16 protein-coding genes are annotated in these 25,319 nt (G+C 59.5%); 9 read left to right on the top strand and 7 right to left on the bottom strand.

Annotated elements, in window-relative coordinates; all coding sequences use genetic code 11:
- Window positions 1-229: 229 nt before the first annotated feature.
- The 5 genes from H6650_15780 to H6650_15760 all read right to left on the bottom strand — a co-directional run bounded on the left by H6650_15780 (window position 230) and on the right by H6650_15760 (window position 9,598).
- On the bottom strand, window positions 230-1,906 hold the full coding sequence (locus H6650_15780; GenBank protein MCB8953467.1) for an ABC transporter ATP-binding protein: 1,677 nt from the start codon (window positions 1,904-1,906) through the stop codon (window positions 230-232).
- 36 nt (window positions 1,907-1,942) lie between these two features.
- The gene (locus H6650_15775; protein MCB8953466.1) at window positions 1,943-4,648 is read right to left on the bottom strand and encodes an ABC transporter permease; all 2,706 of its coding nucleotides are present in this window, start codon (window positions 4,646-4,648) and stop codon (window positions 1,943-1,945) included.
- 4 nt (window positions 4,649-4,652) lie between these two features.
- Window positions 4,653-8,006, bottom strand: a complete 3,354-nt coding sequence (locus tag H6650_15770; GenBank protein ID MCB8953465.1) for an ABC transporter permease — start codon at window positions 8,004-8,006, stop codon at window positions 4,653-4,655.
- Window positions 8,007-8,142: 136 nt separating this feature from the next.
- Complete coding sequence (locus H6650_15765) at window positions 8,143-9,009, bottom strand: zf-HC2 domain-containing protein (GenBank protein MCB8953464.1); 867 nt, start codon at window positions 9,007-9,009, stop codon at window positions 8,143-8,145.
- Between the two features lie 19 nt (window positions 9,010-9,028).
- Window positions 9,029-9,598: a sigma-70 family RNA polymerase sigma factor gene (locus H6650_15760; protein MCB8953463.1), complete on the bottom strand. Its 570-nt coding sequence runs from the start codon at window positions 9,596-9,598 to the stop codon at window positions 9,029-9,031.
- 304 nt (window positions 9,599-9,902) lie between these two features.
- Here H6650_15760 and H6650_15755 point away from each other — a divergent pair, with 304 nt between their 5' ends.
- Both H6650_15755 and H6650_15750 read left to right on the top strand, forming a co-directional pair.
- A complete protein-coding gene (locus H6650_15755; GenBank protein ID MCB8953462.1) occupies window positions 9,903-12,281 on the top strand; it encodes a PEP/pyruvate-binding domain-containing protein in 2,379 nt (792 codons plus the stop codon).
- Window positions 12,282-12,434: 153 nt separating this feature from the next.
- Window positions 12,435-13,271, top strand: a complete 837-nt coding sequence (locus tag H6650_15750; GenBank protein ID MCB8953461.1) for a DinB family protein — start codon at window positions 12,435-12,437, stop codon at window positions 13,269-13,271.
- Window positions 13,272-13,284: 13 nt separating this feature from the next.
- Here the strand turns inward: H6650_15750 and H6650_15745 are convergent, their stop codons facing one another.
- Entirely contained in the window at window positions 13,285-15,936 is a 2,652-nt protein-coding gene (locus tag H6650_15745; protein MCB8953460.1) for a CBS domain-containing protein, read from the bottom strand.
- Window positions 15,937-16,275: 339 nt separating this feature from the next.
- Between H6650_15745 and H6650_15740 the strand changes: the two genes are divergently transcribed.
- From H6650_15740 to H6650_15730, 3 genes are read left to right on the top strand one after another with little or no spacing between them, the layout of a single operon-like run.
- Window positions 16,276-16,470: a hypothetical protein gene (locus tag H6650_15740; GenBank protein ID MCB8953459.1), complete on the top strand. Its 195-nt coding sequence runs from the start codon at window positions 16,276-16,278 to the stop codon at window positions 16,468-16,470.
- A 4-nt stretch (window positions 16,471-16,474) separates the two neighbouring features.
- Window positions 16,475-17,848 (top strand): HlyC/CorC family transporter, encoded by a 1,374-nt coding sequence (locus H6650_15735; protein MCB8953458.1) that lies wholly within the window; start codon window positions 16,475-16,477, stop codon window positions 17,846-17,848.
- Window positions 17,838-19,280: an HlyC/CorC family transporter gene (locus tag H6650_15730; GenBank protein MCB8953457.1), complete on the top strand. Its 1,443-nt coding sequence runs from the start codon at window positions 17,838-17,840 to the stop codon at window positions 19,278-19,280. The genes H6650_15735 and H6650_15730 overlap by 11 nt, the downstream gene beginning before the upstream one ends.
- Before the next feature lie 134 nt (window positions 19,281-19,414).
- Here the strand turns inward: H6650_15730 and H6650_15725 are convergent, their stop codons facing one another.
- Window positions 19,415-20,053, bottom strand: coding sequence for a carbonic anhydrase (locus H6650_15725; protein MCB8953456.1), 639 nt, complete (start codon window positions 20,051-20,053; stop codon window positions 19,415-19,417).
- 300 nt (window positions 20,054-20,353) lie between these two features.
- Here H6650_15725 and H6650_15720 point away from each other — a divergent pair, with 300 nt between their 5' ends.
- The 4 genes from H6650_15720 (at window position 20,354) to cas3 (ending at window position 25,317) form a co-directional block, all read left to right on the top strand.
- Window positions 20,354-20,767 carry a hypothetical protein gene (locus tag H6650_15720; GenBank protein MCB8953455.1) on the top strand — a complete coding sequence of 138 codons (414 nt, stop codon included), beginning with the start codon at window positions 20,354-20,356 and terminating at the stop codon, window positions 20,765-20,767.
- 130 nt (window positions 20,768-20,897) lie between these two features.
- Window positions 20,898-21,926: a WYL domain-containing protein gene (locus H6650_15715; GenBank protein MCB8953454.1), complete on the top strand. Its 1,029-nt coding sequence runs from the start codon at window positions 20,898-20,900 to the stop codon at window positions 21,924-21,926.
- A 441-nt stretch (window positions 21,927-22,367) separates the two neighbouring features.
- On the top strand, window positions 22,368-22,829 hold the full coding sequence (locus tag H6650_15710) for a hypothetical protein (GenBank protein ID MCB8953453.1): 462 nt from the start codon (window positions 22,368-22,370) through the stop codon (window positions 22,827-22,829).
- A gap of 391 nt (window positions 22,830-23,220) precedes the next feature.
- Window positions 23,221-25,317 carry a type I-D CRISPR-associated helicase Cas3' gene (cas3, locus tag H6650_15705; GenBank protein MCB8953452.1) on the top strand — a complete coding sequence of 699 codons (2,097 nt, stop codon included), beginning with the start codon at window positions 23,221-23,223 and terminating at the stop codon, window positions 25,315-25,317.
- Window positions 25,318-25,319: the final 2 nt, after the last annotated feature.

Raw genomic sequence — 25,319 nt, 5'->3', positions numbered from 1 at the left:
CAGATTGCTGATTTCTTGCTATACGGCTGAAAAGACAGCCTCCTCAGATAACAGGCGTAGCAACGTAAACTCCAACTCCCCAATGCAAGGCAGGATTAGCAGAATCACGTCTGAGACAGAAAGGACAGGGTACAACATATTCTCTCAGTGTAACGCAGAATACCAGTCACAACTTCATTGTACCTCTCACCTTGGTGGATAAACAGGGCAAAAGCAGCAGGACACTCCATCATCCTGTCGCCATCAGGCGCGTGACGGGTTGCGTGCGCGTCTCCGTGTTGATGAGCCGACCGTCCTTCAATTCAAACACCACATCCACGGCCTCCATCACCTTGGGGTCATGGCTGGCGATGACGACCGTGACGCCCGTCTCCAGCACAATGCGGCGCAGCAAGGCGATGATGTTGGTCCCCGTGATCGTGTCAAGCTGACCGGTTGGCTCGTCCGCCAGGATGAGGGCGGGCTGATTCACCAGCGCCCGCGCCAGGGCCACGCGCTGCTGCTCGCCGCCGGAGAGTTCGTACGTGCGGTGGCGGGCGCGTTCGGCGAGACCGACCAGTTTCAGGGCATTGAGGACGCGCTCGCGCCGCTCTTTGCGCCCCAGGCGCAACAGGCGCAGGGGAACCTCCACGTTCTCCTGCGCGGAGAGGTAGGGCAGCAGGCCAAAGGTTTGGAAGACGAAGCCGATCTGGCGGCGGCGCAGGTTGACGCGCTCGCCGGCGGAAAGGTCACTGAGCTTCTGCCCGCCGATGGTGACTTCGCCGGTGGTGGGTTCATCCAGGCCGGCAATGAGGTTGAGCAGCGTGGTTTTGCCGGAACCAGAAGGCCCCTTGACGACGACCATTTTGCCACTGGGGATTTCCAGGTTGACGCCATCCACGGCGTGGACTTCCTCCACGCCCAGTTGGAACACGCGGCGCAAATCATGGGTGACGACTGCCGGCATTTTCTCCTCCTCCACCCGCGCCGACAACACCGCCCCATCCTTGCGCTGCCAGAACATCGTCTCCTCCGGCTCTTCCTCCGGGCGCACCAGCCGCGCCACCTGATCCGGCCAGACGGAAACGTGATCCTTCTCCAGGCGCACCTTCACCCGCCCACGCATCCCCAGCGACTCCACGTACACCTTCGGCAGTTGCAGCCGCCCCGCCTGGTCCATAATCACCCACTCCTCATGCTCCAGTTCTCCATCTTCGGCGCGGCGCACGCGGCGCAGTTCCGTGCTGGTGCGGCCATCGCGGATGCCCACGACGCGGTTGACATGGTTGGACACTTTCGGATCATGCGTGACAACGATGATGGTCGTCTGGTACGCCTCGTTGAGGCGGCGCAAGGCATGGAAGATGCTCTCCGCGGAGGCGGAATCCACCTGGCCCGTCGGCTCATCCGCCAGCAGCAGCGGGGGATTATTCGCCAGGGCAATCGCCAGGGCGACGCGCTGCTGCTGCCCACCGGAAAGGCGATCCGGGCGAAAATCGGCGCGGTCGGAGAGGCCAACCATCTCCAGCAACTCCAACGCCCGCTTGCGCCGTTGTCCCGCGTCTAATTGCCCCAACATCATGGGCATTTCCACGTTTTCCAGCGCGGTGAGGTAGGGCAGGAGGTTGCGCGCGGGCTGCTGCCAGACGAAACCGACGGTCTGCCGCTGGTACTGGGTGCGGTCGTTCTGGCTCAGGTTGAGCAAATCCCGGTCGCCGACGGTGATTGTGCCGGCACTGGGCGTATCCAACCCGCCGATAATGTTCAGCAAAGTGGACTTGCCCGACCCCGACGCCCCCACCAGGGCCATCATATCGCCACGGGCAATCTGCAAGTCCAACCCCTGCAGCGCCACCACCTCCAGGTCCGCCACCTTATAAATCTTCACCAGATTATCGCAATCAACAAAAACCGCCCCTACGTCCATCTCATACCTCATACCTCATACCTCATCCCTCATTCATCATTCATCCCCAATGCGCATCACCCGATGAATGCCGGCACGCAACAACGCCAACAGCATCAACCCCAACGCCGCCGCATACACCAGCAGCAGCACCCCATACAACATAAAAACATCGCGCCAATTGACGACAACAGCGTGTACAAAACCGCCACCAATAGCATCCCGCAGCGCCAGCAGCATAAAGGGGCGCATGACATAAGCCAGCCCCAGGCCAATCGCCGTGCCACTACCCACACCCAAAATCAATGTCGCCACCCCCTCCAGGCTAAGCATTGCCAATAGCTGCCCGGTCGCCATGCCCACGGCGCGCAACACCCCAAACTCAAACAAGCGGGCATAGGCGGCAAAATAATGCACCAGCAAAAAGATGATCACGCTAAGAACGCCCAACGTGAGGGCATTGAGATTGAATGCGCCGGTTGTCTCCTGCGCCACCAGTCCAGACTGGAAGGCCGTCAACTGGGCATTAGACGTGCCCAACAGTGTGGCCCCAACGGGCAGGGCAGCGGCAACGGAAGCCTGCCGCGACGGATTCACGCCCAACCACAACTCGCGCGTGCCACCATCCGGCCCCTGCAATTGCACGATGTCCACCTGGTTGGCTAATGCCGGCAAACTCGCCACAAAAAACGGCAGCGATTGACTCCCCGTAGACAGGCGCGGAAAATTCTGAATCAAGCCGCGCACCTCAAAAATCAGATTCTGCTCGCCAATGCGGTACACAACCTGATCCCCCAGCGTCAGGTCGCCCGGCGGGAAATTCTGCGACACCACCGCCGGAATGGTACGCCCGATGGGCTGTTGCAGCACTTCCATGATGGCCGGAATGCTCAAACGAGTGACAGCGGGGGGAAAAGCCGACACTTGCGGCAGCGTCTCCGGATCAACAAACAGGCCAGACACGCTCACGCCCGTGGATGCGCTCAGGCGCGCCCGCGTACGGTACACGGGAGAAACCGCGGTCACCCCCGGCAACGCCGTGATCGCCTCCGTCTGTGCCGCCGCCGCGGCGGTGGGCAAACTGAGTTGCACGCGCATGTCCGCGCCATTGAAGTAGCGAGCAAACGCTTCCTGCCTTTGGGTCACGGAGTAGGAAAAGGCGCTGGCGAACAGGGTGAGCGCGGCGGAGATGCTCACCAGCAGCACCACGCGCCCCGGGCCGATGGGCGCGCGCGCCAATCGTGTCAACCCCAGCGGCAGCACCAGGTCGCGCCGCCCGCGCGTGAGCCAGGCGACAAAGCTGATCAGCAGGGGGAAGAGGCGCAGCAGCAGGAGGGCGACGGAGATGAGAAGGACGGAGGGGCCGAGCAGCAGGAGCGGGTCGGCGACCTGCTCCTGCCCCGCGCCGACGACGAAGCTGCCGCGCTGGTTGAGCTGCCAGTAGGCGATGCCACCTAATGCGAGAAGGAAAATGTCAATGCCGGCACGTTGCCACCCTGAACGCCGCCCCGGACGAGCCGACGCCTGCTGCCAGGCCAGCAAGTTTTGCCGCGAAGCCACATAAACCGACCCCACAATCACCAGCAAACCAACCAACGCCCCCGCTATCGTCAACTGCCACGAGGCCAGGGGAATGGCCGCCGGCGGCGGCGCATCAATCGTTCGCGCCCACAGCCCGACCAAAGCCCGCGCCAGCAGCGGCCCCACGGGCAGCACCATCAAGGTCATGAACGCCCCCTCCACCGCGTACACCGTCGTGACCTGGCGGCTGTCGAAACCGCGCCCCACCAACGTCGCCAGCTCCCCCCGCGACTGATCCAGCATGAAGCCCGTCATCGTCACCAAAGCATACACCACAAAGAGGAAGGATTGCGCCGTAAGCAGGAAAAGGGACAGCCGCGCCGTCGCCAACTGCGCCTGGTAAACGTCAATGATGGGCAGCAGACCGGTGGAAAGCCGCACGCCTGTCTGCGACGCCAGCAGATTATTCAGCGAGGTTTGCACTTGCAGCGCGTTATCCAGCGTGATCGCCTGCCAGTTGATGAAGACGCGCCACGTCTCGCTGAAGGAAAAATACGCCTCCATGGACTCCTGCGGCAAAATGGCGGAGAGGATAACCGTATCCTCGCGGTTGCCGCCGGGGATGCGCTCCAGGCCAAAGGGGAGAAAATCCTCAAACCAGAACTCATCCGCCTCGTCCGTGGGCGCGATAATGCCCACGACTTCCGCCTTGTACTGCTTGTCTGGACTGACGATGCTGTCGCCCACGGCCACGCCATACAATTCGGCGGCGGTCTGTCCGATGGCAATCTCCAGCGTGGGCAGGCGCAGCGGGTTCGTCTGCGCCACGAAATTGGGCAGACGCCCATCAATCACGTCAACATGGTCGTGATACTCGTCCAGCGAGAAGAAGCGTACGAAGAAGAATTCCGGCACCGGGCGCAGATTGCCATCGGGCAGCACAATCCAGCGGGATAGTTCGATGGGGTCTACTACGCGCAGCCGCGCCCGCCTGTCATAAAGCGGCCCGAGGATGTCGCGCAAATCTTGAAATAGGCGCACGCTCAGGTCACCGTTGACCTGCACGTTGCGCGCCAGGGGGGAAGCATCGACGAGCGTCTGGCGCAGGCTGCGGTCGGCGATGGCGGAGGTGTACATGGGCAGCCCGGCCAGCAGGCTGACGGTCAACAGCAGCGTGAGCAGCACGAAGAGGTTGAGCCGCCAATGGCGTATGAGGTGACGGAATGCGAGCTTCAGAAGCATGATTCTACTCTTCGCCGATGCGCAGGATGCGGTGCAGCTTGCGCCGCCAGAGGAGCCAGGTGGCAATGCCCAATGCCGTGAGGAAGCCCACCGCGAGCACAAGGTAGATGCGGCCCACGGCCAGCCAGTCACTGCGAGGAATGAACGGGGGAATAGGCAGGGTGTCTCCCAGGGTGATAGGCAGGCCAGGCAGGGTGATCTGGTTCAAAACGACGCCCAGCAGGGTCCCCAGGGCCAGACCAAAGAGAATGAGGACGACTTGTTCCAGCACGAGCATGGTGTACAACTGCCGCGCGGCCATACCAATGGAGCGCAGCACGGCATAGACGGCTTCGCGCTGGCGGGCGCTGAGGTAGAAGTGGGTGGCAAAGCCGACGAGGCTGAGGATGGTGGTGATGACGTAGCCGAAGAAGGTGACGCTACGTAAACCAAGGGACATGGGATCGGCCTTGATGATAGCACGGGTGGCGGCGATGGTATGCACATCGGAGATGTCGGGGGCAATTTCCAGCGCCTGGGCGACGGTGGCGTCTACGTCTGCTCCATCCTGGAGTTTCAGGAGGAGTTCGTTGGGATTGACGGGGCGGGTTTTGATGTCGTTAAGATAATTGAGAAGCTGGTCCCGTTGGGTGATGAGGTAGCCGGTTTCCAGGTCGTCGTAGAGGGTGGGGAAGTAGTTGACGATACCCTTGATCTGGAATTCTATGGGTTCGGAGGCGACGGTGGCGCGCACGATGTCGCCTACCTGGATGTCGGTGATGTTGCGGAAGGTTTGGTTGACTAATGCCGGCATTGCCCCCCGCACCTCCTCTCCCCCAATCAGCGACACCCGCACCACCGCCCCCGGATCAATGTAGATCAGTTGCAGCCCCAACCGCCCCCGTCCCGCGCGCACAAAATTCAGACTATACGCCGTCGTCGATTCGCCCGTAGCGTACCACACCTCCCGAATATCATCGAAGCCATCGGCAATAATCGTGTCGCCGCTGCTCCGGTCCACCACGGTCAAGTCATCCAGCGCCAACTGCATCGTCGCCGAAAGGAAACCGCCAAAATTCCCCTGTTCGCGGCGCGTGCGGTTGGCAAACCAGAAAGAGTGCAACGACAGCGGGTAAGCCAGTTCACTTTGTGCCGGCACGCTACCGGAAAAATAACGCCAACCATCCGCCGGATACCCCCCCGTCTCCGACGGCAGCAGCTTCACCTGGATCATCTGCCCGCCCGCCGTTTGCAACCGCGCCTCCAGACCAATGCGGTCCAGGTTGCTATCGCCACGGAGCGCGCTGAAGCCCGTATCCTCGCCATCGTCGGGGCCGGACCAGACCCAAACACCCAGGCGCAATGGTTGGCCGGGCAGCGGCAACACCGGATGCGGCGTTGGACCGCCCCGAGCCAGTTCATCCAGCAGCGCGGGCATGGGCTGCGCCGCGAAATCGTCGCGGAAGGTCGTCAATCCGCCGTAGGTGATGGGATCAATCGCCCACAAATCAAAGCGACCAAAGGCGCGCCCCCGCGCCACCGACCCCGTGGTGCGGAAGGCGGTGCTGCTGGCCGCGACGAGGGGCATCGCCTGCAGCGACTCCATGGGCAGCACAAAAGTCGAATCCAGGCGCACGTCGCTGCCGGTCGCGTACTCTGCCCGCTCCAGTTCGCTCAGGTCGAGGGTGGCATTGATGCCCGTGGAGAGCAGCCCCAGGGACATCGCCAGCGTCAGCAGCAGCACCAGGCGCGCCACATGCGTGGGATTGCGCGAGGTTTGCCACATCGCCAGCGCCGTGGGCAGACCGCGTCCACGCGCGGCCAGGGCCGCGCCAAAGCGCAGCACCAGGGGGAAGATGCGCAGCAAGATGGTGCCCGTCCCCAGGAGCAAAGCGAGCGGCGAGAGGAGCAGCAGCCAGTCGATGCGCGCGCCGCCACCGCTGCCGATGATGCCGCCGTAGAGGCGCAGCCGCCAGAGGAGGATGAGGCCACCAACGAGCAGGAACACGTCGAGGTAGAAACGTTGCCATAGGGGGGGGCGATTTTCGCGGGTGACGGATTGGGTGTGGGTGACGATGCTGCGGCGCAAGGCGGGGCCAACGGGCAGCAACAGACCGGAGAGACAGGCCAGCGTGCCAATGCCGGCAGCCAGCCATGCCGCCTGGCTGAGGGTAAGATTCCAGCTTCCCTGGCTCACGTCCCGCAGCGGCCCCAGGAACCCCAGCGCGCGCACCAGCGCCGCCCCCAGAACAGGGCCGCTGAAGAAGGCAACACCACTGATGAGGAGGGCCTCGCCCGTCTGGATGCGAAAAATCTGGCTGCCGGACGCGCCGCGGCTGCGGAGTACGGCAAACTCTCGCTCCACCTGCTTCACGGAGAGGGCGGCAACCATAATCACGTAATAAAGGGCCAGAAGCACGACTTCCGCCGTGAGCAGGAGCAGCGGCGCGCGCACCGCTTCTGATTGGGCGGCGAAGCTGGCAAGCACGTCGCTGAGGTTGGTGGTGATCACGGGGTGCGTAGGCGTGATGTCCAGCAGGTCGAAGATAAAGCCGTCGAGGCGCGAACGCAGCAAGGGGATGTCGGCGACGGAGATGGTCGCCGGATTAAAGAGGACGTTCCAGTACAGTTCGGCACGTCCGCCGGGGAAGTATTTTTCGGCGATGGCGAAGAATTGGTCGGCGGGAACAAAGGCGTTGAATTGGGCGCGCCAGCGTTCGTCGGGGTGTGAGCGCAGGGGATTGAGGGAGCCGGACCAGTAGGGATCACGGGGGTTGCGGGGGCGGACAATGCCGGCAATTTCCAACCACAATTCCGGTTCTTCCGCGCTGCGATTCCGGCTGAGCGGCAGGCGGTCCCCCACCTGCAAATCGTATGCGTTCGCCATCTCCTCGCCAATAGCCACGGCAATCGTCTGCTCATCCACCACCGGGTCGCCGGGGAATACCCCTTCCACCAACTCTGTCTCTCCCTCCAGCGCCCCATCATAGCTGACGTTGACGCGGTCCGTCTCCACCACGTTGTTCTCGAACCAGGGGAAGAGCCAGCTTGTGCCGGCCTGCGGAACCACCTGGTCCAGGTAAGAGGCAAAGCGGCGCTGCACCACGTTATTGACCTGGTCATTCAGCGCCGCGTAATCCGCCGATGACGAACTGGCGGAAAAGACGCTGATGCGCAGGCTGCGCGTGAGGGCGTCCCCCGTGGTGAGGGTATTGCGCAGGCCAAACTCCACGACCGTGTTCACCAGCAGCGGGCCACTGGCGAGCAGGCCGGTGGAGAGGACGACACCCAGGCCCAGCGTGACGAGAATTTGCCAGTGGAAAGCGGCGCGGCGGAGGATGAAGCGGAGAAAATTCATGGGAACGGGATTAACGGTCAATTGGTGAATTCGTGAATGGTTAATGAAACAGTCTCGCCCAGCACCATTGACTCTTCTGAAAAAAGGCCAAAAACCGGGTTTTTACACATGAACCACTCTGGTAATTTCCGCCGGACAATCAAAAAACCCGGTTTTTTCAGTGATTATTCCTCTGGTTACATCCGCCCAGAGCGTAGGTGTTGGGGTAGCGGGTGAAAAAGATGCGCCATTCGCCCTCCTGGAAGCGCATTTTCAATTCGCCGACGTTGCGCCCATCTTTGAGGAGGTCCACGCGCACGAGTCCGGGCCGACTGCGCGGGTAGACTTCGTAGGCCAGGTCGTTGGCGGCCAATTCGCTGCCGCAGCGGGTGATGTTGTCCCAAACACGCACGATGGCCTCGCGGTGGCTGGCATTGCCATAAATACGGGTCAGTAGCGCATTATTCCCATCCAGCGCGGCTTGCACGACGACTGCCGCCAGGTCGTCCGGCGGCAGTTCCAGGCCGTGTCGGATGGGGGGAGTGGGGATGATGGGGGCGCGGGTGGATGCCGGCATTATCACGGCATCGGGCACGGGAACCACCGTCGGCGCTTGCTCCACTTCCAGGCCACTGGCCGGGCTTTCCGCGGTGACATCGCCGCCCGTGTAGCCGGGAACCTGCCGCGCAAAGAAGAAGACGGTGATCATGAGGAGGAGCGTGATGGAGAGGCTGGCGAATTGCCCGGCCAGCCGCCAGGTGCGCTGCAAGAATAGGGCGCGCCTCATGCGGCGGTAGACGGCTTCCTGGATGCGGGCAGAGGCGGCGGGGGTGAGGACGGCGCGACCGCGGATGGCCTCCCAGCGCAGTTCTTGCTCCAGGTTTTGGCCGTCGCTCAGGCGTTGGCGGCAATCGTCGCACTGATCCAGGTGACGGGCAATGACCGCTTTTTGACGGGGGGAGAGGGCGTTGTATTGGTAGGCGGTTAGGTGGGCGCGTACATGCCGGCATCCTACCACCCCATCCCCGCGCCATATTCTATTCATCAACCAATTTCGCAGGCGCTCAACCCACATACCCGGCTTCAACCTTCTCCGCCAACTGCCCATCCTGAGCCATGTCACGCAAGCGTTGCCTGGCCGTATTCAGACGGGCATAGACAGTGGTGGTGCGTACATTCAAAATCGCGGCAATTTCATCACAGGACAGATTCTCGTGGTAGCGCAAAATGACGGGCAGACGATACTTATCGTCCAGTTGGCTCACCATGCCCCACAACCGCTGCCGCTCCATGCGCTCGTCCAGCTCGCGGGGCAAGTTGTGGTCGCTGGCCAGGCCACGAATCCAGTCCAGCGAGAGGGCGTGCCGCACCTTCAGGCGGCGCAGTTTGTCGCGGCAGAGGTTGACAACGAGGCGCGTCATCCACGTTTCAAAGGAGGAATCGCCACGGTAGCTTTTGATTCGCTCCAGAATGCGGATGAAGGCGTCCTGTACGGCGTCTTCCGCATCTTCTTCGTTGCCCAGGATGACCAGCGCCAGGCGATAGATGCGCACCTCATGGATGCGAAACAGTTCGCTGAAGGCGGCCAGTTCGCCTTGTTGGCATCGTTGCACCAGGTTGTCGTTATTGCTCATATGCCGGCATTGCCTACTTTTATTCCGTCCTAAACCATTAGACGCACAACCCACCTTTTTTTGGGGTCCGGTTTGGCATTGAAGCAAACTGAATCTTAAACCAAACGCCCGGAAACACCAACCCCTTCGCGGCAGAGAACGTTCGTCGTTACTATTTCCAATCCTAAACAGACGCGCCCCAAGTCGTTACCACGACGAGACGCTCTGGGCCGGAAATCAAGCTTCCGGGAAGGCCTCATGGCCCATATTCCTCGCAGTCTCCCCCACCGACTTCTGCTATAATGGTCGCGGAGGTATCCCTTTTATGGCAGGTAGGTCCATACGCACCAAGACGCCCACCCTAGACATCTACATCAAATTGGCCCAGTACCCCATCCTGGCCGACCGCATTCGCACACGCATGCGCGAAGAGTTGTTTGCGCGCGGGATGATCACGGAAGAGGCTTTTGAAGAAGAAGTCAAAAAAAAGGCCATCGAATCGCAGAAAACCGAAGGTCTGCACGACCCCTTCCACCAGGAACCGGCCACGGTCTGGGAGCAGCGGAAAAATCGTATCCGCGATTTTCATACCGACTTCACCTTCGCGCACAACTTCCCCCCGCAAGTCTTCGAAGACATCGTTTACGAAGTCCTCACCCACCAGCACACCGACGTCGGCTCGCGCGCGCTCCGTTTCAATCCTGAACTGGCCCCCTGGGAAATGCTCTTCCGCCAGGGCAAATTGTACGAGGAACTGGAACCAGGGGAGCGCGAGCAGTACAAGCATCATCTGGAAGAGATCAAGGTGGTGCTGCTGAAAGGGATGGTCAGCGAGCAACTGCGCTACATTGGCGTCGCCAAAAAGGTCTTTACTATAGAAGACCTGCACCGCATTTTCTTGCGCCGTATTGGCGGCGGCAAAATCGGCGGCAAAGCCGCCGGGATGCTGTTGGCCTGGAAGATCCTGCGGCAACAAAGCCCAGATTATGGCCCGGACATCAGCGAAAGCATTGAGATTCCTGACTCCTACTTCCTGGGAACGGACGTGATCTACGAATTCCGCACGCTGAACAATCTGGATCACTTGATGACGCAGAAGTACCGCGCAATCCAGGAAATCCGCACCGATTATCCGCAAGTGGTGCAGGCGCACCTGGAGGGGGAGTTCCCCGATGCCATTGTCAGCAGCCTGCGAACGGTGCTGGAGGCCATGGGGGATTCGCCCCTGATCGTGCGGTCTTCCAGTCTGTTGGAAGATAATTTTGGCAACGCTTTTGCCGGCAAATACAACAGCTACTTCTGCCCCAACCAGGGAAGCCCGGACGAAAACCTGCATGACCTCCTCAGCAACATCAAGCGCGTCTACGCCAGCACCCTCAACCCAGACGCCATCCTCTACCGCCGTCGCCACGACCTCATCGACTACGACGAACGCATGGCCATCCTCATCCAGCGCGTGCGTGGCAGACGTCATGGCCGCTACTTCTACCCCAGCCTCGCCGGCGTCGGCTTCAGCCAGAACCCATTTCGCTGGAACAAGAAAATCCGCCGCGAAGATGGCTTCCTGCGCCTGGTTCTGGGCATGGGCACACGCGCCGTGGACCGCGTAGACCGCGACTACCCGCGCATGATCGCCCTCAGCCACCCCCGCCTGCGCCCCGAAACCACGCCCAAAGCCATCCGCCAATACTCACAGCACTACATCGACGTGATTGACCTGGAGCAAAACGATCTACGCAGCCTGCCCATCGCCGACGTCATCGCCACCGACTTCCCCGATTTACGCTACGTCGCCTCCGTCCACAAAGATGGCTATCTCCAGAATTACCTCTCCACCGGTTCCATTACCGACGTAGAAGACGCCGTCCTTACCTTTGACTACCTCACCAAAGATCAAAAATTCGTGCGCCTGATGCGCAGCGCCCTCATCCGCCTGGAGCAGAGCTACGGCACGCCCGTGGACATTGAATTCACCATCGACATCATCCCCAACTACCCCTACCCCGACTACAAGCTGCATGTGCTGCAATGTCGCCCCCTGAGCCAGCGCGCCAGCGGCGGCGAGGTGTCCATCCCCAGGGACATCCCCGCCGGTGACATCCTGTTTAGCACATTCAACCTGGTCCCCGACGGCAAGGTCGAAGGCATACGTTACGTTATCTTTGTCGATCCCATTCTCTACCGGCAGATTCCCAGCCAGACGATCAAGCTGGAGTTGGGGCGGGCCATCGGTCGCCTCAACACGCGGCTGGAGCATGAATCCTTCATCATTATGGGACCGGGACGCTGGGGCAGCGCCAACCTGGAGCTGGGCGTGCGCGTCACCTACGCGGACATTCACAACACAAAGGTGCTGATCGAAATGTCTGTGTTGATGGAAGATGGCGTCCCCGACCTTTCCTATGGAACCCATTTCTTCCAGGACCTGGTGGAGGCCGGCATCCATTCGCTACCACTGCACCTGGAAGACCCCCGCAGCAACTTCGATTGGGCCTTTTTCCGCAACTCCCCCAATCAACTGGTGAAGCTGTCACCGCCGGACGGCGCGCTCGATCCTTATCTGCGCGTCATCGACGTGGCCCGCGAAACGGCCAACCGTCGCCTGAATATCTACATGGATGGCTCCGCGGACGAGGCGATGGCCTTCCTCGCCAGCAGCGAATGGCGCGGCGGAAACGGGCAGGGAACGCTTTCCAGTTTTTAGTGGAGATAAACTGGCGCAGTCTCCGCAAATACCAACGCCGCAATGGATGAAAATAATCGCAGTACTATTCACGACCACCTTCCCGGAAGCTGTTCCCCAGGGCCATCATCCGTGACCGAGCTTCCGGGAAGGTTATTTTCGAAGGAGTCCCTCATGATGCTTTATGAAGCCGTACAGCAGCTCACTCAGGTCATGCAGGGGTTGCGTGAAGCGGATCTTAATCGAGAATGGAAATGGTTGTATCACGATGAGGGGGTGCGTTTTGCGCTGATCGGCAGTTATCATGAGTTGCGGGCATTGGCGGTGATGTTGGGAGAGGAATGCCGGCATCGTCCCCCCGCGCAGCACCCCCTCTCCCAATTCCACGCCGCCTTCCGCGACCTGCAAGCCATCCTCATCGGCGTGGCCCCCACCCTGCTAGACACCCGCCCCGCCCCCGAAGAGTGGCCCCTGCGCATCATCCTGGGTCACATGCTGTTCGCCAATCGCGCCTTCTTCAACCAAATCCAGTACGCCCTCACCCGCGCCCCCGGCGACCCGCGCGAATCGCCGCCAGAATTCGGCAGAAGCCTGCTCGGAAACGATGACGAAATGGAAGCCTTTTTGAGCGAAGCGGATCTGCCGGCCATCATGGACGCCTTCAGCGCCCTGCACGACCGCATTCTGCGCGACCTGGGTGGCCTGAGCGCGGCGCAGTTGGCGACCCCAACCTGGTGGTGGGAAGAAGAAGACATCCCCGTCTCCTTTCGCCTGCACCGCTTTGACGCCCACCTGCGCCAGCACACCATCCAGGCGGAAAAGACATTGGCCCAATTAGGCCACCCCCCCAGCGAAGCCCAACAGTGGCTGCGCCTGGTCTACCAGGCGCTGGCGGAGGCGGAAGGCTGGCTCATCGACGTGCCGCGGCCCCACCCCGCTGCCTGCGCCGAAACCGCCGACCAGATCGCCACGCGCGCGCGGGAAATCAGCCGCCTCCTGTCTTCAGACTAAGACGGGCGCTCATTCATGCGGTGTCTCCCGGCTCCGCTGACTGCCGCGCCAGGAACGCCCGCACCATCTCCCTTTCGCCGGCGGCATCCTCAATCAGACCATCCAAACGCGCCGCCAGCAGGCGCTGCAACAGCGCGCCCAGAACCGGCCCCCGTTCAATGCCCATTTGCGCCAGATCATTCCCGTTCAGCGCGGGGGTGACGTGCCGCCATACCTGCTGATAACGTCCAATTAGCCGCGCTGCCTCTCGTTCGCCCGCCGCCTGCGAGGCAGCCAGCGCCGCCGCCAGAACGCGCGCGCGGTTGGCGTGGGGGCGAATGAGACGCGCCGCCTCGCTGGGCGGGCTGTTCGGGGGAAGTTGGGGGAGGGCGCGCAAAAGCGTGCCGGCATTTTCCACATCCTCTTGTGTTGTTTTGCGCACGCGCAGCCGCTGCATTAGCGCCCGCTGTACCGCCAGGGGCAGCGGGAGCAACCAGAGAATAAAGTAAATGACCACCTGATCACCGGAACGCAGCTCTGACTCCCACCGGGGGTCCTGGTAAAGCGCCAGGGCGCAATCAAATGCCACCGCCGTCTCTGGATGCCAGCGCAACTGCGGGTGCAACGCCCGCAAGACGCCCAACTCCCCCAACCGCGCCAGTGCCCGTTCCGGGGCCGCCTCTTGCAAGGCCAGATCCAGTTCGTGGCGAATCCGGTCCCCCGTGATGCGCGCCAACATGGGCAGCGCATCGCCGATCAGCTCCGCCGTGCGCTCCTCAATGGTAAAGCCGAGCCGCTGCTCCAGCCGAGCCGCCCGCAAAATGCGCGTCGGGTCGTCAATGAAGCTGAGGCTATGCAGCACGCGGATCAGCTTGTTCTCCAGGTCCCGCTGCCCCCCGTAGAAATCCAGCAACTGCCCCAGGTGCGCCCCGTCGAGACGCACCGCCAGGGTGTTAATCGTGAAGTCGCGCCGGTGCAGGTCCAACTTGATGGAGCTACGCGCCACTTCCGGCAGCGCCGTCGGTCGGGCGTAAAACTCCGTCCGCGCCGTAACAAAATCGACCGTATCGGGCACGCCATCTTGCGTCAGGTTGGGCGCGACGGCCTGCCAAACGTGGGCATCCGTGAGCCACTTGGCCGTGCCAAAGCGCGTATGCGTGCGCACATCGCCGCCAAAGCGGGCCTGCAACGCCTGCACCAACGCAATGGCATCCCCTTCCACGACCATGTCGATGTCCACGGCGGGCTTTTCCAGTAGTAAATCGCGCACCAGCCCGCCTACGAAATAGAGCGAAACACCTTGCAGGGCGGCCACGCGGCTGATCGCCTGCACCATCTGCCACACGGCGGGCCGCAAAATCTCGGCCATCAGGCGGCGCATATCCGGTTGGCGCGTGGGTTGGACGGGCTGCGACAGTTGGTTGAGCAGGTCGGTGCGGGTGACGATGCCCAGCAATTCCGCCGCCGGTGTATCGGCGACGACGGGAATCTGGCCCCATCCTTCGGCGATCATCAACTGCTGCACCCGCGCCACACTGTCATCGGGATGGACGACGACATGGCCGGCGCGCATGACCTGATGCACGGTGAGGTCGCTGAGCTTGTGGTTCATGGCCCGGTCTACGGCGCGCCGCGTGAGCAGGCCGACGATCTGGCCCTCGTCGTCCACGACCGGATACCCTTCGTGGCCGAGGCGCTGCATTCGTTCGGCGGCATCGGCGACGCTGGTCGCCACGGAAACGGTGCTGACGCCATGCGACATCAGTTGGGAAACTTTCACCATGGGTTTGACCACGTGGGGCAGCAGGGCGATGACTTTCTCGCGCGCCTGCGCCAGGGTGGCATCCATGATCATGGCCGCCGCGGCGCGGCTGTGGCCGCCGCCACCCAGCGCGGCGGCCAACGCGCCCACGTCGATCTGGTCGGTACTGCCGCGGGCGACGAGCTGTACGTGCTGGGTCAGCTCGACAAGCACGAGGAGGCTATCGGGAACGAGCGCGTCTCTCATGCGATGGGCGACGCTGGATATTTCGTCGTCAAAGTGGGGCGGGGCCTGGGCGGTGGCGAGGAGAATGCTTTGCCCTTCCAGGGTGAGCCATTCCGCGCTGGCCTGCAGGCGGGCGTAGAGGGTTTGTTGCGCCTCGGTGAGGGGGATGTCCAGGAAACGGCGCACGATGTTGAGCTGGCCGCCCTGGGACATGAGCCAGGCGGCGGCCTGGGCGTCGCGGGCGGTGGCGGTGTCGTAAGTGAGGGAGCCGGTGTCTTCGTGGATGCCAAGCAGGAGGAGGGAGGCTTCTTCGGGGGAGAGGGTGAAGCCGGCGGATTGCAGCATTTCGGTGAGGATGGTGGTAGTGGCACCAACGGATTGGTAGTGGATGGCCCAGGATGCCGGCATTTTCCCCGGCACATGATGGTCGAAAACGCGCACGCTCACATCCGACTTCACGCCGCGCACATTCGGCAGCGACTGTGTATCCACCAGCACCACCTCATCCACCTTCCGCCGCCGCCAATCCTCCATGCGGACAAAACCAAAGGAGCCGCCGTAGAGCGCCAGAAACTGGTACACGTTCCGATTCACGCGCCGGGGCAGGATGGGGACGCCTTCAGGAAACAGTTTATGCGCCGCGAACTGCGAGGCGATGGCGTCAAAATCGCCATTTTCGTGGGAGAGGATGAGTAACATATTTTGATTATTACCTTCGCGGAAGCTCAATTTCAGGCTAAAGGGGTCTCGTCAATCATGTCATTCCCCCTCAACACAGCTTCTGGGAAGGATTATACTCAAAACCGGGCGGGGCGGCTTGGTGGGCAGGTTCGGATAATCGCGCCAGGTGTGGCCGGCGAATGGGCGACTTTTCGCTGTTGTCCGGGGTCTTGTCCGTCGGCAAAATGCTCATGATTCATGCGATTGCCGCGGAGTGCGTTCAATTATTGCCCAATTGCCGGGGGTGTTTTATAATCCTCTCGAGTAAGTTTTTGTTGCCCTATATGGAAATTCCAGAGTTCATTCTGAACGAACTATATGAGTGTCATGTTCAGCGAAGATGCCGGCACAGCCGATCCCGATTCAGACCCTCCCCAACGTTTTGCTTCCCCTAAATTAGACCAACCATCCGCGTGGACGTTGTCCAGCCTTTCCTCATTCATGGCAGCCGATATTTCCGGGCTGGCGGCCTGCTCCCGCCGCGCAAACGGCGCGTCTCCGTTGAGTAACTAAACCTATGTCTTTTGTCACAGCGATAACGATCGTAGCGCTGCTCGTACTCATGAATGCGCTGTACGTTTCCGCGGAATTCGCCGCCGTCAAGTCTCGTAAAACGCGCCTGGTGGAGATGGCCGCTGCCGGCAACACCGCCGCGCAACGCCTCCTCCCCCTGATCATGGACGGCAAACCCATTGACGACTACGTGGCCGCCTGCCAGGTAGGCATCACCGTCTCCTCCCTCACCCTGGGCGCATATGGACAGCGGGTCCTGGCGCAAGGGTTGGCTCAGCCCCTGGCCCAGATTCTGCCTGACCTGGGCATCAACGTCAGCCCGGGCGTGGCCGCCGAGGCGTTGGCCCTTTCCATCACCATTTGGGTGATCCTGCTGATCATCACCACCCTGCAAGTCGTGATCGGCGAATTGTTCCCCAAGTCCGTAGCCGTGCAGTATCCGGAGCGCGTGGCCCTGGCGACCGTGACGCCCATGCGCCTCTCCTTGTTCCTGTTTCGCCCCTTGATCTGGCTTTTTAATGGCAGCGGCACGGCTCTGTTGAAGCTGATGGGCATCGAACATAAAGAGCATGGCACGGTGCATTCGCCGGAGGAAATCGAGATTTTGGTGACGGCCAGCACACGCGGCGGGCTGCTGGAGGATGAGGAGCGCCAGATGCTGCGGAACACGCTGCGTTTGCGGGACCTGACGGCGCGGCAGGTGATGGTGCATCGCACGCGGCTGATTGCCGCGCCGGCGGAAAGCAGCGTAGAGGATCTGCTGCGCCTATGTATTGACGAGGGTTATACGCGCATTCCGCTATACCAGGAGTCGGTGGACCATATTGCCGGCATTGTCCACGTCAAAGACCTTTTCCTCCTGCACACTCAGGGCATCAGCGACAACCAATCCATCGTCCGCGATGTCGCCTATGTGCCCGAAACCATGGCCATCGGCGAAGTATGGGACACCCTGCGCCGCACCGGCCAATACATGGTCATCGTCTTTGACGAATACGGCGGCACGGCGGGTTTGATCACCCTGGAAGACCTGATTGAAGAGATATTTGGCGAATTCCAGGACGAATTTGACCGCGAAGAAGACCTGTTTACCGAGGATACGGAAGGGCGCTACCATCTGCGCGGCGACCTGCTCATCGCCGACGTGAACGAATATCTGCAACTAAAACTCCCGGAGGAAGAAGCGGATACCCTCAGCGGCCTGATCTTGAGTACGTTGGGCCGCGTGCCCCAAGCCGGCGAAGAAGTCACCGTTAATGGCACGACCATCCGCGTGGAAAAGATGGCCGACCTGGGCGTCGCCGAAATCTCCATTCCGCGGCAGATGGCGCAAATGGAAAGAATCCCCGAATGGGAGGCTGCCGCCGATGATGCGTAAACGAATTCTGTTGGCTGCCGGCTTCCCCGGATTGATGCTATTTGTCACCGCCGCCGCCGCCGCGCCGGACGCCGCCGGCTCTACCCTCCTGCTTGTCCTCATCATTTTCCTCATGGTCCTTGTCAACGGCTTTTTCGTCGCGTCTGAGTTTTCCATCATTGGCGTGCGTGCCAGCCAGATGGAAGAGCAGGCCCGCGAAGGCAGCGGCGCGGCCCGCCGCGTGCTGGCCGTGCTGAGTTCCCCGGCGCGCCAGGACAGCTATATCGCCACGGCGCAAGTCGGCATCACCATTGCCTCGCTGGGGTTGGGCATGGTCGGCGAACCGCGCATCGCTCATTTGGTGGAACCGTTGTTGGAAAAATGGCTGGGCGGCGAGCCGGATCCGGCGCTGGTCGGCAGTATTGGCTACCTGATTGCCGTGAGCTTGCTCACTTACGTACACATTGTGGTTGGCGAAATGATTCCCAAATCCATTGCCCTCAGCGCCCCCGCGCGCGCCGCTATGACGGTGACAACGCCAATGATGGTGATTCAGCGCGTGATGGCGCTGCCCGTGCGCGCCCTCAATGGCATCGGCGCATTGCTGCTGCGCCTGTTCCGCATTCCCCCCGCACGCGGCCAGGACCGCCTGCACACGCCGGAGGAGATCAAGCTGATTGTGGAGGCCAGCACGGAGCATGGGCTGCTGAATTTGAGCGAAGAAGAGATGATCCGCAATATCTTCGATTTTGGCGACCGGCATGTGGGGCAGGTGATGACGCCGCGCACCAAAGTGCAGGCGATTTCTTGCGACACGCCCTACGCGGAGATGAAGCAGTTGGTGACGGAGAGCCGCCACAGCCGTTTTCCCGTCTACGAGGATGACCTGGACCACATCATTGGCATTTTGCATTTGAAGGATTTGGTGCGGTATGAGTTGGACGGGACTGGCGCGTTTGATTTGCGTCAGGTCGTGCGGGCCGCGCCGGCGGTGCCGGAGGCGTTGTACGTGTCAGGCCTGCTGGATGATTTCCGGCGCAAGCGGCTGCACATGGCAATTGTGCTGGATGAGTTTGGCGGTCTTGCCGGCATTGTCACGCTGGAAGACCTGGTCGAAGAAGTCGTGGGAGAGGTGCGGGACGAGTTTGACCAGGAGAAGGAGCCGTTGGAGTTGATTGAGCCGGGGTTTCTGGAAATTGCCGGCAATTTCCTCGTCGAAGACCTGATCGAATACGGGTTGGACCTGGGAGACGAGGACGATCTGCCGGACGTGGACACCATCGGCGGCCTGATCATCACCTGGCTGGGCCGCCCCCCCCTGGTGGCGGACACCGTCAGCCACGGCGACATCACCTTCAACGTGACCGAAGTAGACGGCCTGGCCGTCGCACGCGCCACGATTGAGTTCCCCCCGGCCATGCTGGATAACGGCCCACTGAAATCAAACAACTGAAATTAAACAACAGTCGTAACACCCCCCTCGTCGGCTGAGCTTGTCGAAGCCTAAATTGCCTTCGACAGGCTGCCTTCGACAGGCTCAGGCAGCGGGCGACAGGCTCAGGCAGCGGGCTAAGCAGTTACCAGCAGTCAACCATTGACTGTTTCTGCTGGCACACCCTCAAAAAACGTCACCTCCCCCGTTTCCAGCGCGTATTCAGCGCCCACCACCATTAACCCTTCATGCTCAATCAGATGCTCCAGAATATCGGAGCCATAGCGCAGCGCGTAGGCGGAAACGCGCACGTTGGCGCGCACGGCATGTTGCATCAGCGCTTCCGGGTCGTGCCGGAGTTCCGTCGCCAGTAACTCCTCGACGGACGGTCGAATTCGGTCCACGATGGAGTGCAGATTGCGCGATTGGGTGCGGCTGGGGCGCTGCAATTGCGCCAGCGTGGCCTGCACTGCGCCGCAGTGGGTGTGCCCCAACACGACCACCAGCCGCGTGCCAAACTGTGTTGCCGCATATTCGATACTGCCAATCTGGGAGGCGGCCACAACGTTGCCGGCAACGCGAATCACAAACAAGTCTCCCAATCCCTGGTCAAAAATGATCTCCACGGGCACGCGCGAGTCGGAGCAGCCGAGAATGACGGCAAAGGGCTGCTGGCCGCTGACGAGATCGCCGCGCCGCGCCTGGCTCATGATGGCGTCCAGACCGCGCACGCCGGATACGAAACGACGGTTTCCTTCTTGAAGACGTTGGAGGGCATCGAGTGCTGATAACATAAGGGGTTCCTGTTGATGGTTGGTCGTTGGTGATTGTCCGAGGTTGCCCGGATACAGTAAAATACTCCGCATTGTGCAAATGGACAAGGCGTGTAAGAACGAAAGACGAATGACGGGGGATGAATACGCGCTGCGTCCTTTCTAACGGGTGGCGCTTCTGACAACCGTCAACCGTCAACTATCAACTACTTTCAAAGGAGGTAACTGGCTCAGCCCGTTGCCTGAGTCTGTCGAAGGCAACAAGGACTTCGACAAGCTCTGCCCGCGAGGGAGTTAGCCGTTACCAAAGGAGATACAGACTTGGATACCGTACTCACAACATTGCTTAGTATTCATTCCATCATTCGCTGGCTGGTCGTGATCGTGGCCGTGGCGGCGATGGTGAAGTTCGCTCTTGGCTGGACGCGCCGGACGCCGTTCCAGGCGGCGGATCGTGGCTTGATGTCGGCGTTTGCGGGGCTGGTTGATTTGAATGTGACGCTAGGGCTGGTTATGTTAATTACCTGGGGGGTGCAGAGTGGTGAATGGCCGATGTATCGTATTGAACATGCCGGCACAATGCTACTGGCGGCGGTCGTGGCACATGCGACGGCGGGCTGGCGCAAACGAGGTGATGATGCCGCCCAGTTTCGCAACAGCCTGATCACGGTCGTGATCGTGATTTTATTGATTGTGGGCGGGGTTGCCAGTTTGCCGGGGGGGTGGAGTCGGTGAAGGTATGAGGTATGAGGTTTGAGGTATGAGGTTTGAGGTATGAGGTATGAGGGGTGGGGGCGTCGCGCTGTTGGGTGGCGTGGCGCTCCCGCCGGGTGATGGGGAATTGTCGGGGCCGTAGGGAGGGTAAATGAGTAATCAGCGGGAGAGTACGTGGCATGTGGCGCGGCGTTGCCTGGCGATGGTGCGGCGGTTGCAGCAGGGGCCGGCAAGTAAGCAGGCGCTTCTGGCGGCGGTGCGGGAGTGGGAGGGGGCGGATGCGTATGGGGATGCGACGGGGGAGAAGTTGCAAAAGCGGTTTGACGAGGACAAGCGTCGTTTGTGGGCGCATTTCCATGTGAAAATGCGGTTTGTGGCCAGGAGCAAGGGGTATGAGCTGACGGATTGGGAGCGCCCACTGCTGGATCTGCCGGATACGGCGTTGGAGACGCTGGCGTTTTTGACGGATACGTTTCATCCGGAAACGCCGCATTGGGAGCCGGTGCGGCGGTTGGTGGAGGTGTTGGTGGGGTGGATGCCGGCATCTCGTCAGCGTCACTATCAAAAAATGCGGGGCTTGCAGCCGGGCATGGATTTGCGCCTGCGTGATAGCGAACCCATTTCCCCGGATGTTTGGGAGCGCGTGCTGGAAGCCTACAACGCACGTCAACTCTTGCAGTTCGATTATGTTTCCCTTTACCGTGATGACCAACGGCCCCGGCATCATGTGGTGGAGCCGTGGGACTTTTATTTTAGTGAACGAGGACATTGGCGGCTGCGGGGTTATTGCCGGCAGAACGACGGTCCTCTTGGCGCCTGGGAGCCGCTGGATTACATTACCTACCGCCTGAGTTTTATGGTAGCGGGAACGGTGAAGGTGCTGCCACAAAAGATGTCGAGCGTGCGGCCACTGGGCAAGCCGAAGGAGGTGGTATATCGCCTCTCGCCCGCGCTGGCGCGCGCCGGCGCGGGGCTGCCACGGCGGGAGTTTATCGACCCGCCCCGGTTGGAGGAATTGGAGGATGGGTGGGTGCGGGTTGCCGGCAAAACGTATGACGTTTTCGATGTAGCGAGAAATTTACTCTATTATGGGGATAAGTGTGTAGTAGAGGGAGGCGCGGAACTGCTGCGGGAGGTGCGGGCATTGGTGACCGGGCTGGAGAACGTATATCGGGAATAAAGAGACTTGGGGCGGCTTTTGCCGCACTACCTGTCCCACTTCCCTGGAGTGGCTACCAAGGGGGAGAACGCAGGTCACCAAGTCTAATGACACAACGCAAGGGCGTTTCTGTCACACTTATTTTAGGCGTTTGCGTGGAAAAGTCTAGATGCTCATGTTTGTCGTATATCATTTGACCTGACAGTTTGTCGGAAAAAGAAAGAAGGAAAGAAAAGCGGGCGGATTTTTCCGACAGCCTGCTAGAAGCAGTTCAAGGCAAATTTGTGGACTTTGGTCATACACGGGCAAGAAAACACCCCCAACTATCCTCGTTTGAGGAAGGCCACCCTAGAGAGGTCACCTTATCGTTGGGGGTGAGTAAACCGGATTGCCCGATTTATTTTCTGCAAACACTATACCACAGTTTCTTCGTGGGAAGAAGTCTTTGCAGAATGCAGCCAAATGCTTGAAATAGATCAATCGATTAAGATGGAGCAAACCGCGCAGAGTACGGTCCTGGCCATGGCGGATGAACTTTACCGTTCTATTCTGATTCCTGCGAATGTGAAGCGAGAAGCTTTTGCTTACTTGAAAAGCGTGGGGAAGACACATGATTTGGCGTGCTATCAACTTTTCGCGGCTGGCTTGTTCATCTTGTTAAGGCCGCATCTGTCATGGATTAGCAAGGAGGGGACGTATATCAAAGTCGATGTTGAGTATACGGGTCAGGATGCCAAAATTAAGGGGATGGTTTTACGCTTTATTTATCGGCATGGCTATCAATTAGCCAAGCATCAGTTGTATTTTGCACAAATAGGCAAATCGTCAATGGCTCACCAGGTTGCCTGGCAAGTCCAACGCGGTCAACGAGAAGTTGATCAGATAATAGATTGGGGAGAGATACGGGGTGTTCTAGAAAAATAAAAAGCCTGGGGGGGCTTTCGCCGCACTACCTGGCTTACACCTTTGGAATGGATACCGAAGGGAGGCACAGGTCACCAGGCATTAGACGCAACGCGGGGAACGTATTGTCTGTAAGTATTATAAGGTCTTTGCCCTTGAATGTCTAGCAGCAAGTGTTTGGGCGTTTGGCGTTTGAGTTTGAATCCCCCCACATTTATGGGGGTAGGTGGGCGGTATAATGGCGTTGTCTCCTGGGTTCGGCTCAGGGGAGAACTGAATAGCTGGTGCAACAAGGATAGGATATCAATGACGGGAAAAGTTTGGTGTCTGAAGGGCGGAGCTATCTCTACAATGACTTGGCGAATGGTGCTGCAGACAACGTGTCAGGTCTCTGAGAAGGACCGTGTGCGGAATGTTTAGTATTACAACGCTGCCGGTATATTCCAAATTGGCTAATGAAGCAGAGATACCAATGGATGTGCGAGAGAGAATGCCGGCATCTTGGCAACTCTCCGCACATCAATTGAACACCTATTTAGCAGCCCAGAACCAGCAATGCGACGTTGTGTTCAATACCGCCATGACAGGAGACGGTAAGAGCCTTGCCGCTTATTTACCTACCTTGCTACATTCCGTTCCATTGTTGGCAATGTACCCTACTAACGAGTTGGCCCGCGACCAGGAATTGCAATTACCAGAAACCAAGCAGAGATGGGGTGGACGTTTTCGACATGAACGTATCACTGCTGCCCGCTTGGAAGAAAAGATTGCTACCGATAACTTACGGCGCAAATCGCAAGCTATTGAGTTTCTCACGGATAACAATCAGGTCATTCTCACAAACCCAGACATTTTTCATTACCTGGCGCAATTTTTTTACACATGCCGCGATGATGCCCCGGACTGGCTCTTTGGTCGAAAGATTGCCGGCAATTTTGACCGCTTCCTTTTCGATGAGTTCCACATCTTCTCGACACCTCAGATAGTTTCAGTCGTGAACGCGCTTTTGCTGTTGCGGGAGATTAGCGGACATCAGCCGAAACGGTTTCTCTTTCTATCGGCAACGCCTGACGAACTCCTATTGAACTATCTACAAAAGGCGGGATTCCACGTGAGACAGGTTAGTGGAGAGTATAAACATACTTCGACACTTCCAGACCCCACTTCTTGGCGCCGCATTATTCATGCTACCGACATCACATTTAGCCATTCTCCCATCGAAGAATGGGTGGAAAACAATTGGCAAGATGTTTTGCTACCTTTCTTTCATGAAAACCGACCTGCGGCGAAGGGAGCTATTATTGTGAATAGCGTGGCAACAGCCTATCGCTTGGAAGCAAAACTGACGCCGCTCATGAACGCAAAAGGGTTTTCAGTGGCGCTAAACACCGGTTTAACCAGCGACAACCTTAAGGAAGTCTCACTAGAAAAAGACTTGCTCATTGCGACTTCAACTGTGGATGTCGGCGTGGATTTTCGGATCAATTTCCTGGTATTTGAAAGCAGGGATGCTGGAACGTTTCTACAGCGATTAGGGCGGTTGGGTCGTCATGATAATGATGGCCGCGGACATGGCTTCACAACCTATCAGGCTCATGCTCTTGTCCCTCCCTTTATTTTGGAAAGGCTGTTCCCGACCAAATTGACTTCCGGGGGCACATACAACCGCGAGGAACTGGCAATAGCAATTCGTGATGTATATCCATCCCATAACACCTTCGCTCGCTACGCTCAGGAATACGGCCGTATCCAGTGCGCGCATGTTTACCGCTCCCTAAGTCGGCCCACTGTGCGCGACACTTACAACCAGACGCGCCGAAATCTGAAATCGCTCTATTGGGAAGTTTTTAACATTAACATCAATCAGGCTGTCCGTGACTATAAAGAATGGTCGGCTACTTACAAACCACTGGTCGAAGAAGCACAAAGTTTTCGCGGCGGCAGTCCGCTGCAATGCGGCATTCTTGACGAGACCGAAACAGAATACAGCAAACTCAAACGATATAACCTGGTAACCCTGGCGGCCAATGCCAATCTGACCTGGTTGGGGAAAGAAGAATTCACCGAAGCGGCGCAGCAATTAACTAATGGCGCACTGCCTTTCGACGTGGATGAATTGGCCGGTTGGTTTCGCTTTCATGGCTTTGCCGGCGAACGTCGCCGCCTTTCGTTCATTCTCAATCACCGTGTTTTCGATTGGTCGGCTGACCAATTCGGCGTGCCGCAAATTCTGACTAAGATTCGGCTGGATGTGGAGGGAGCAGACTGGACAGGCCAGCTTAACCGGTATCTTGAAAAACGTCGGTTTGTGGTGACGATTTGCCTGATACATCCATTGGACTTGCAGCGTCGGTTGTACTTGCCCTCCATGTTTGAGCTACACGCTTTTCAATCATTGTTGGATGGAAGTGCCGGCACAATAGCCTTTGCCCGCCAGTCTTTGTTATTGAGTATTGCACTGCAACACAGCCGTTTTGATTGCGGCGGCAACAGCGCGATTATCCCGTAAAA

It is taken from the genome of Ardenticatenales bacterium (assembly GCA_020634515.1).
GTDB lineage: Bacteria > Chloroflexota > Anaerolineae > Promineifilales > Promineifilaceae > JAGVTM01.
The sequence above is the reverse complement of the archived record's forward strand: the minus strand, read 5'-3'. Positions and strand labels throughout refer to the sequence as shown.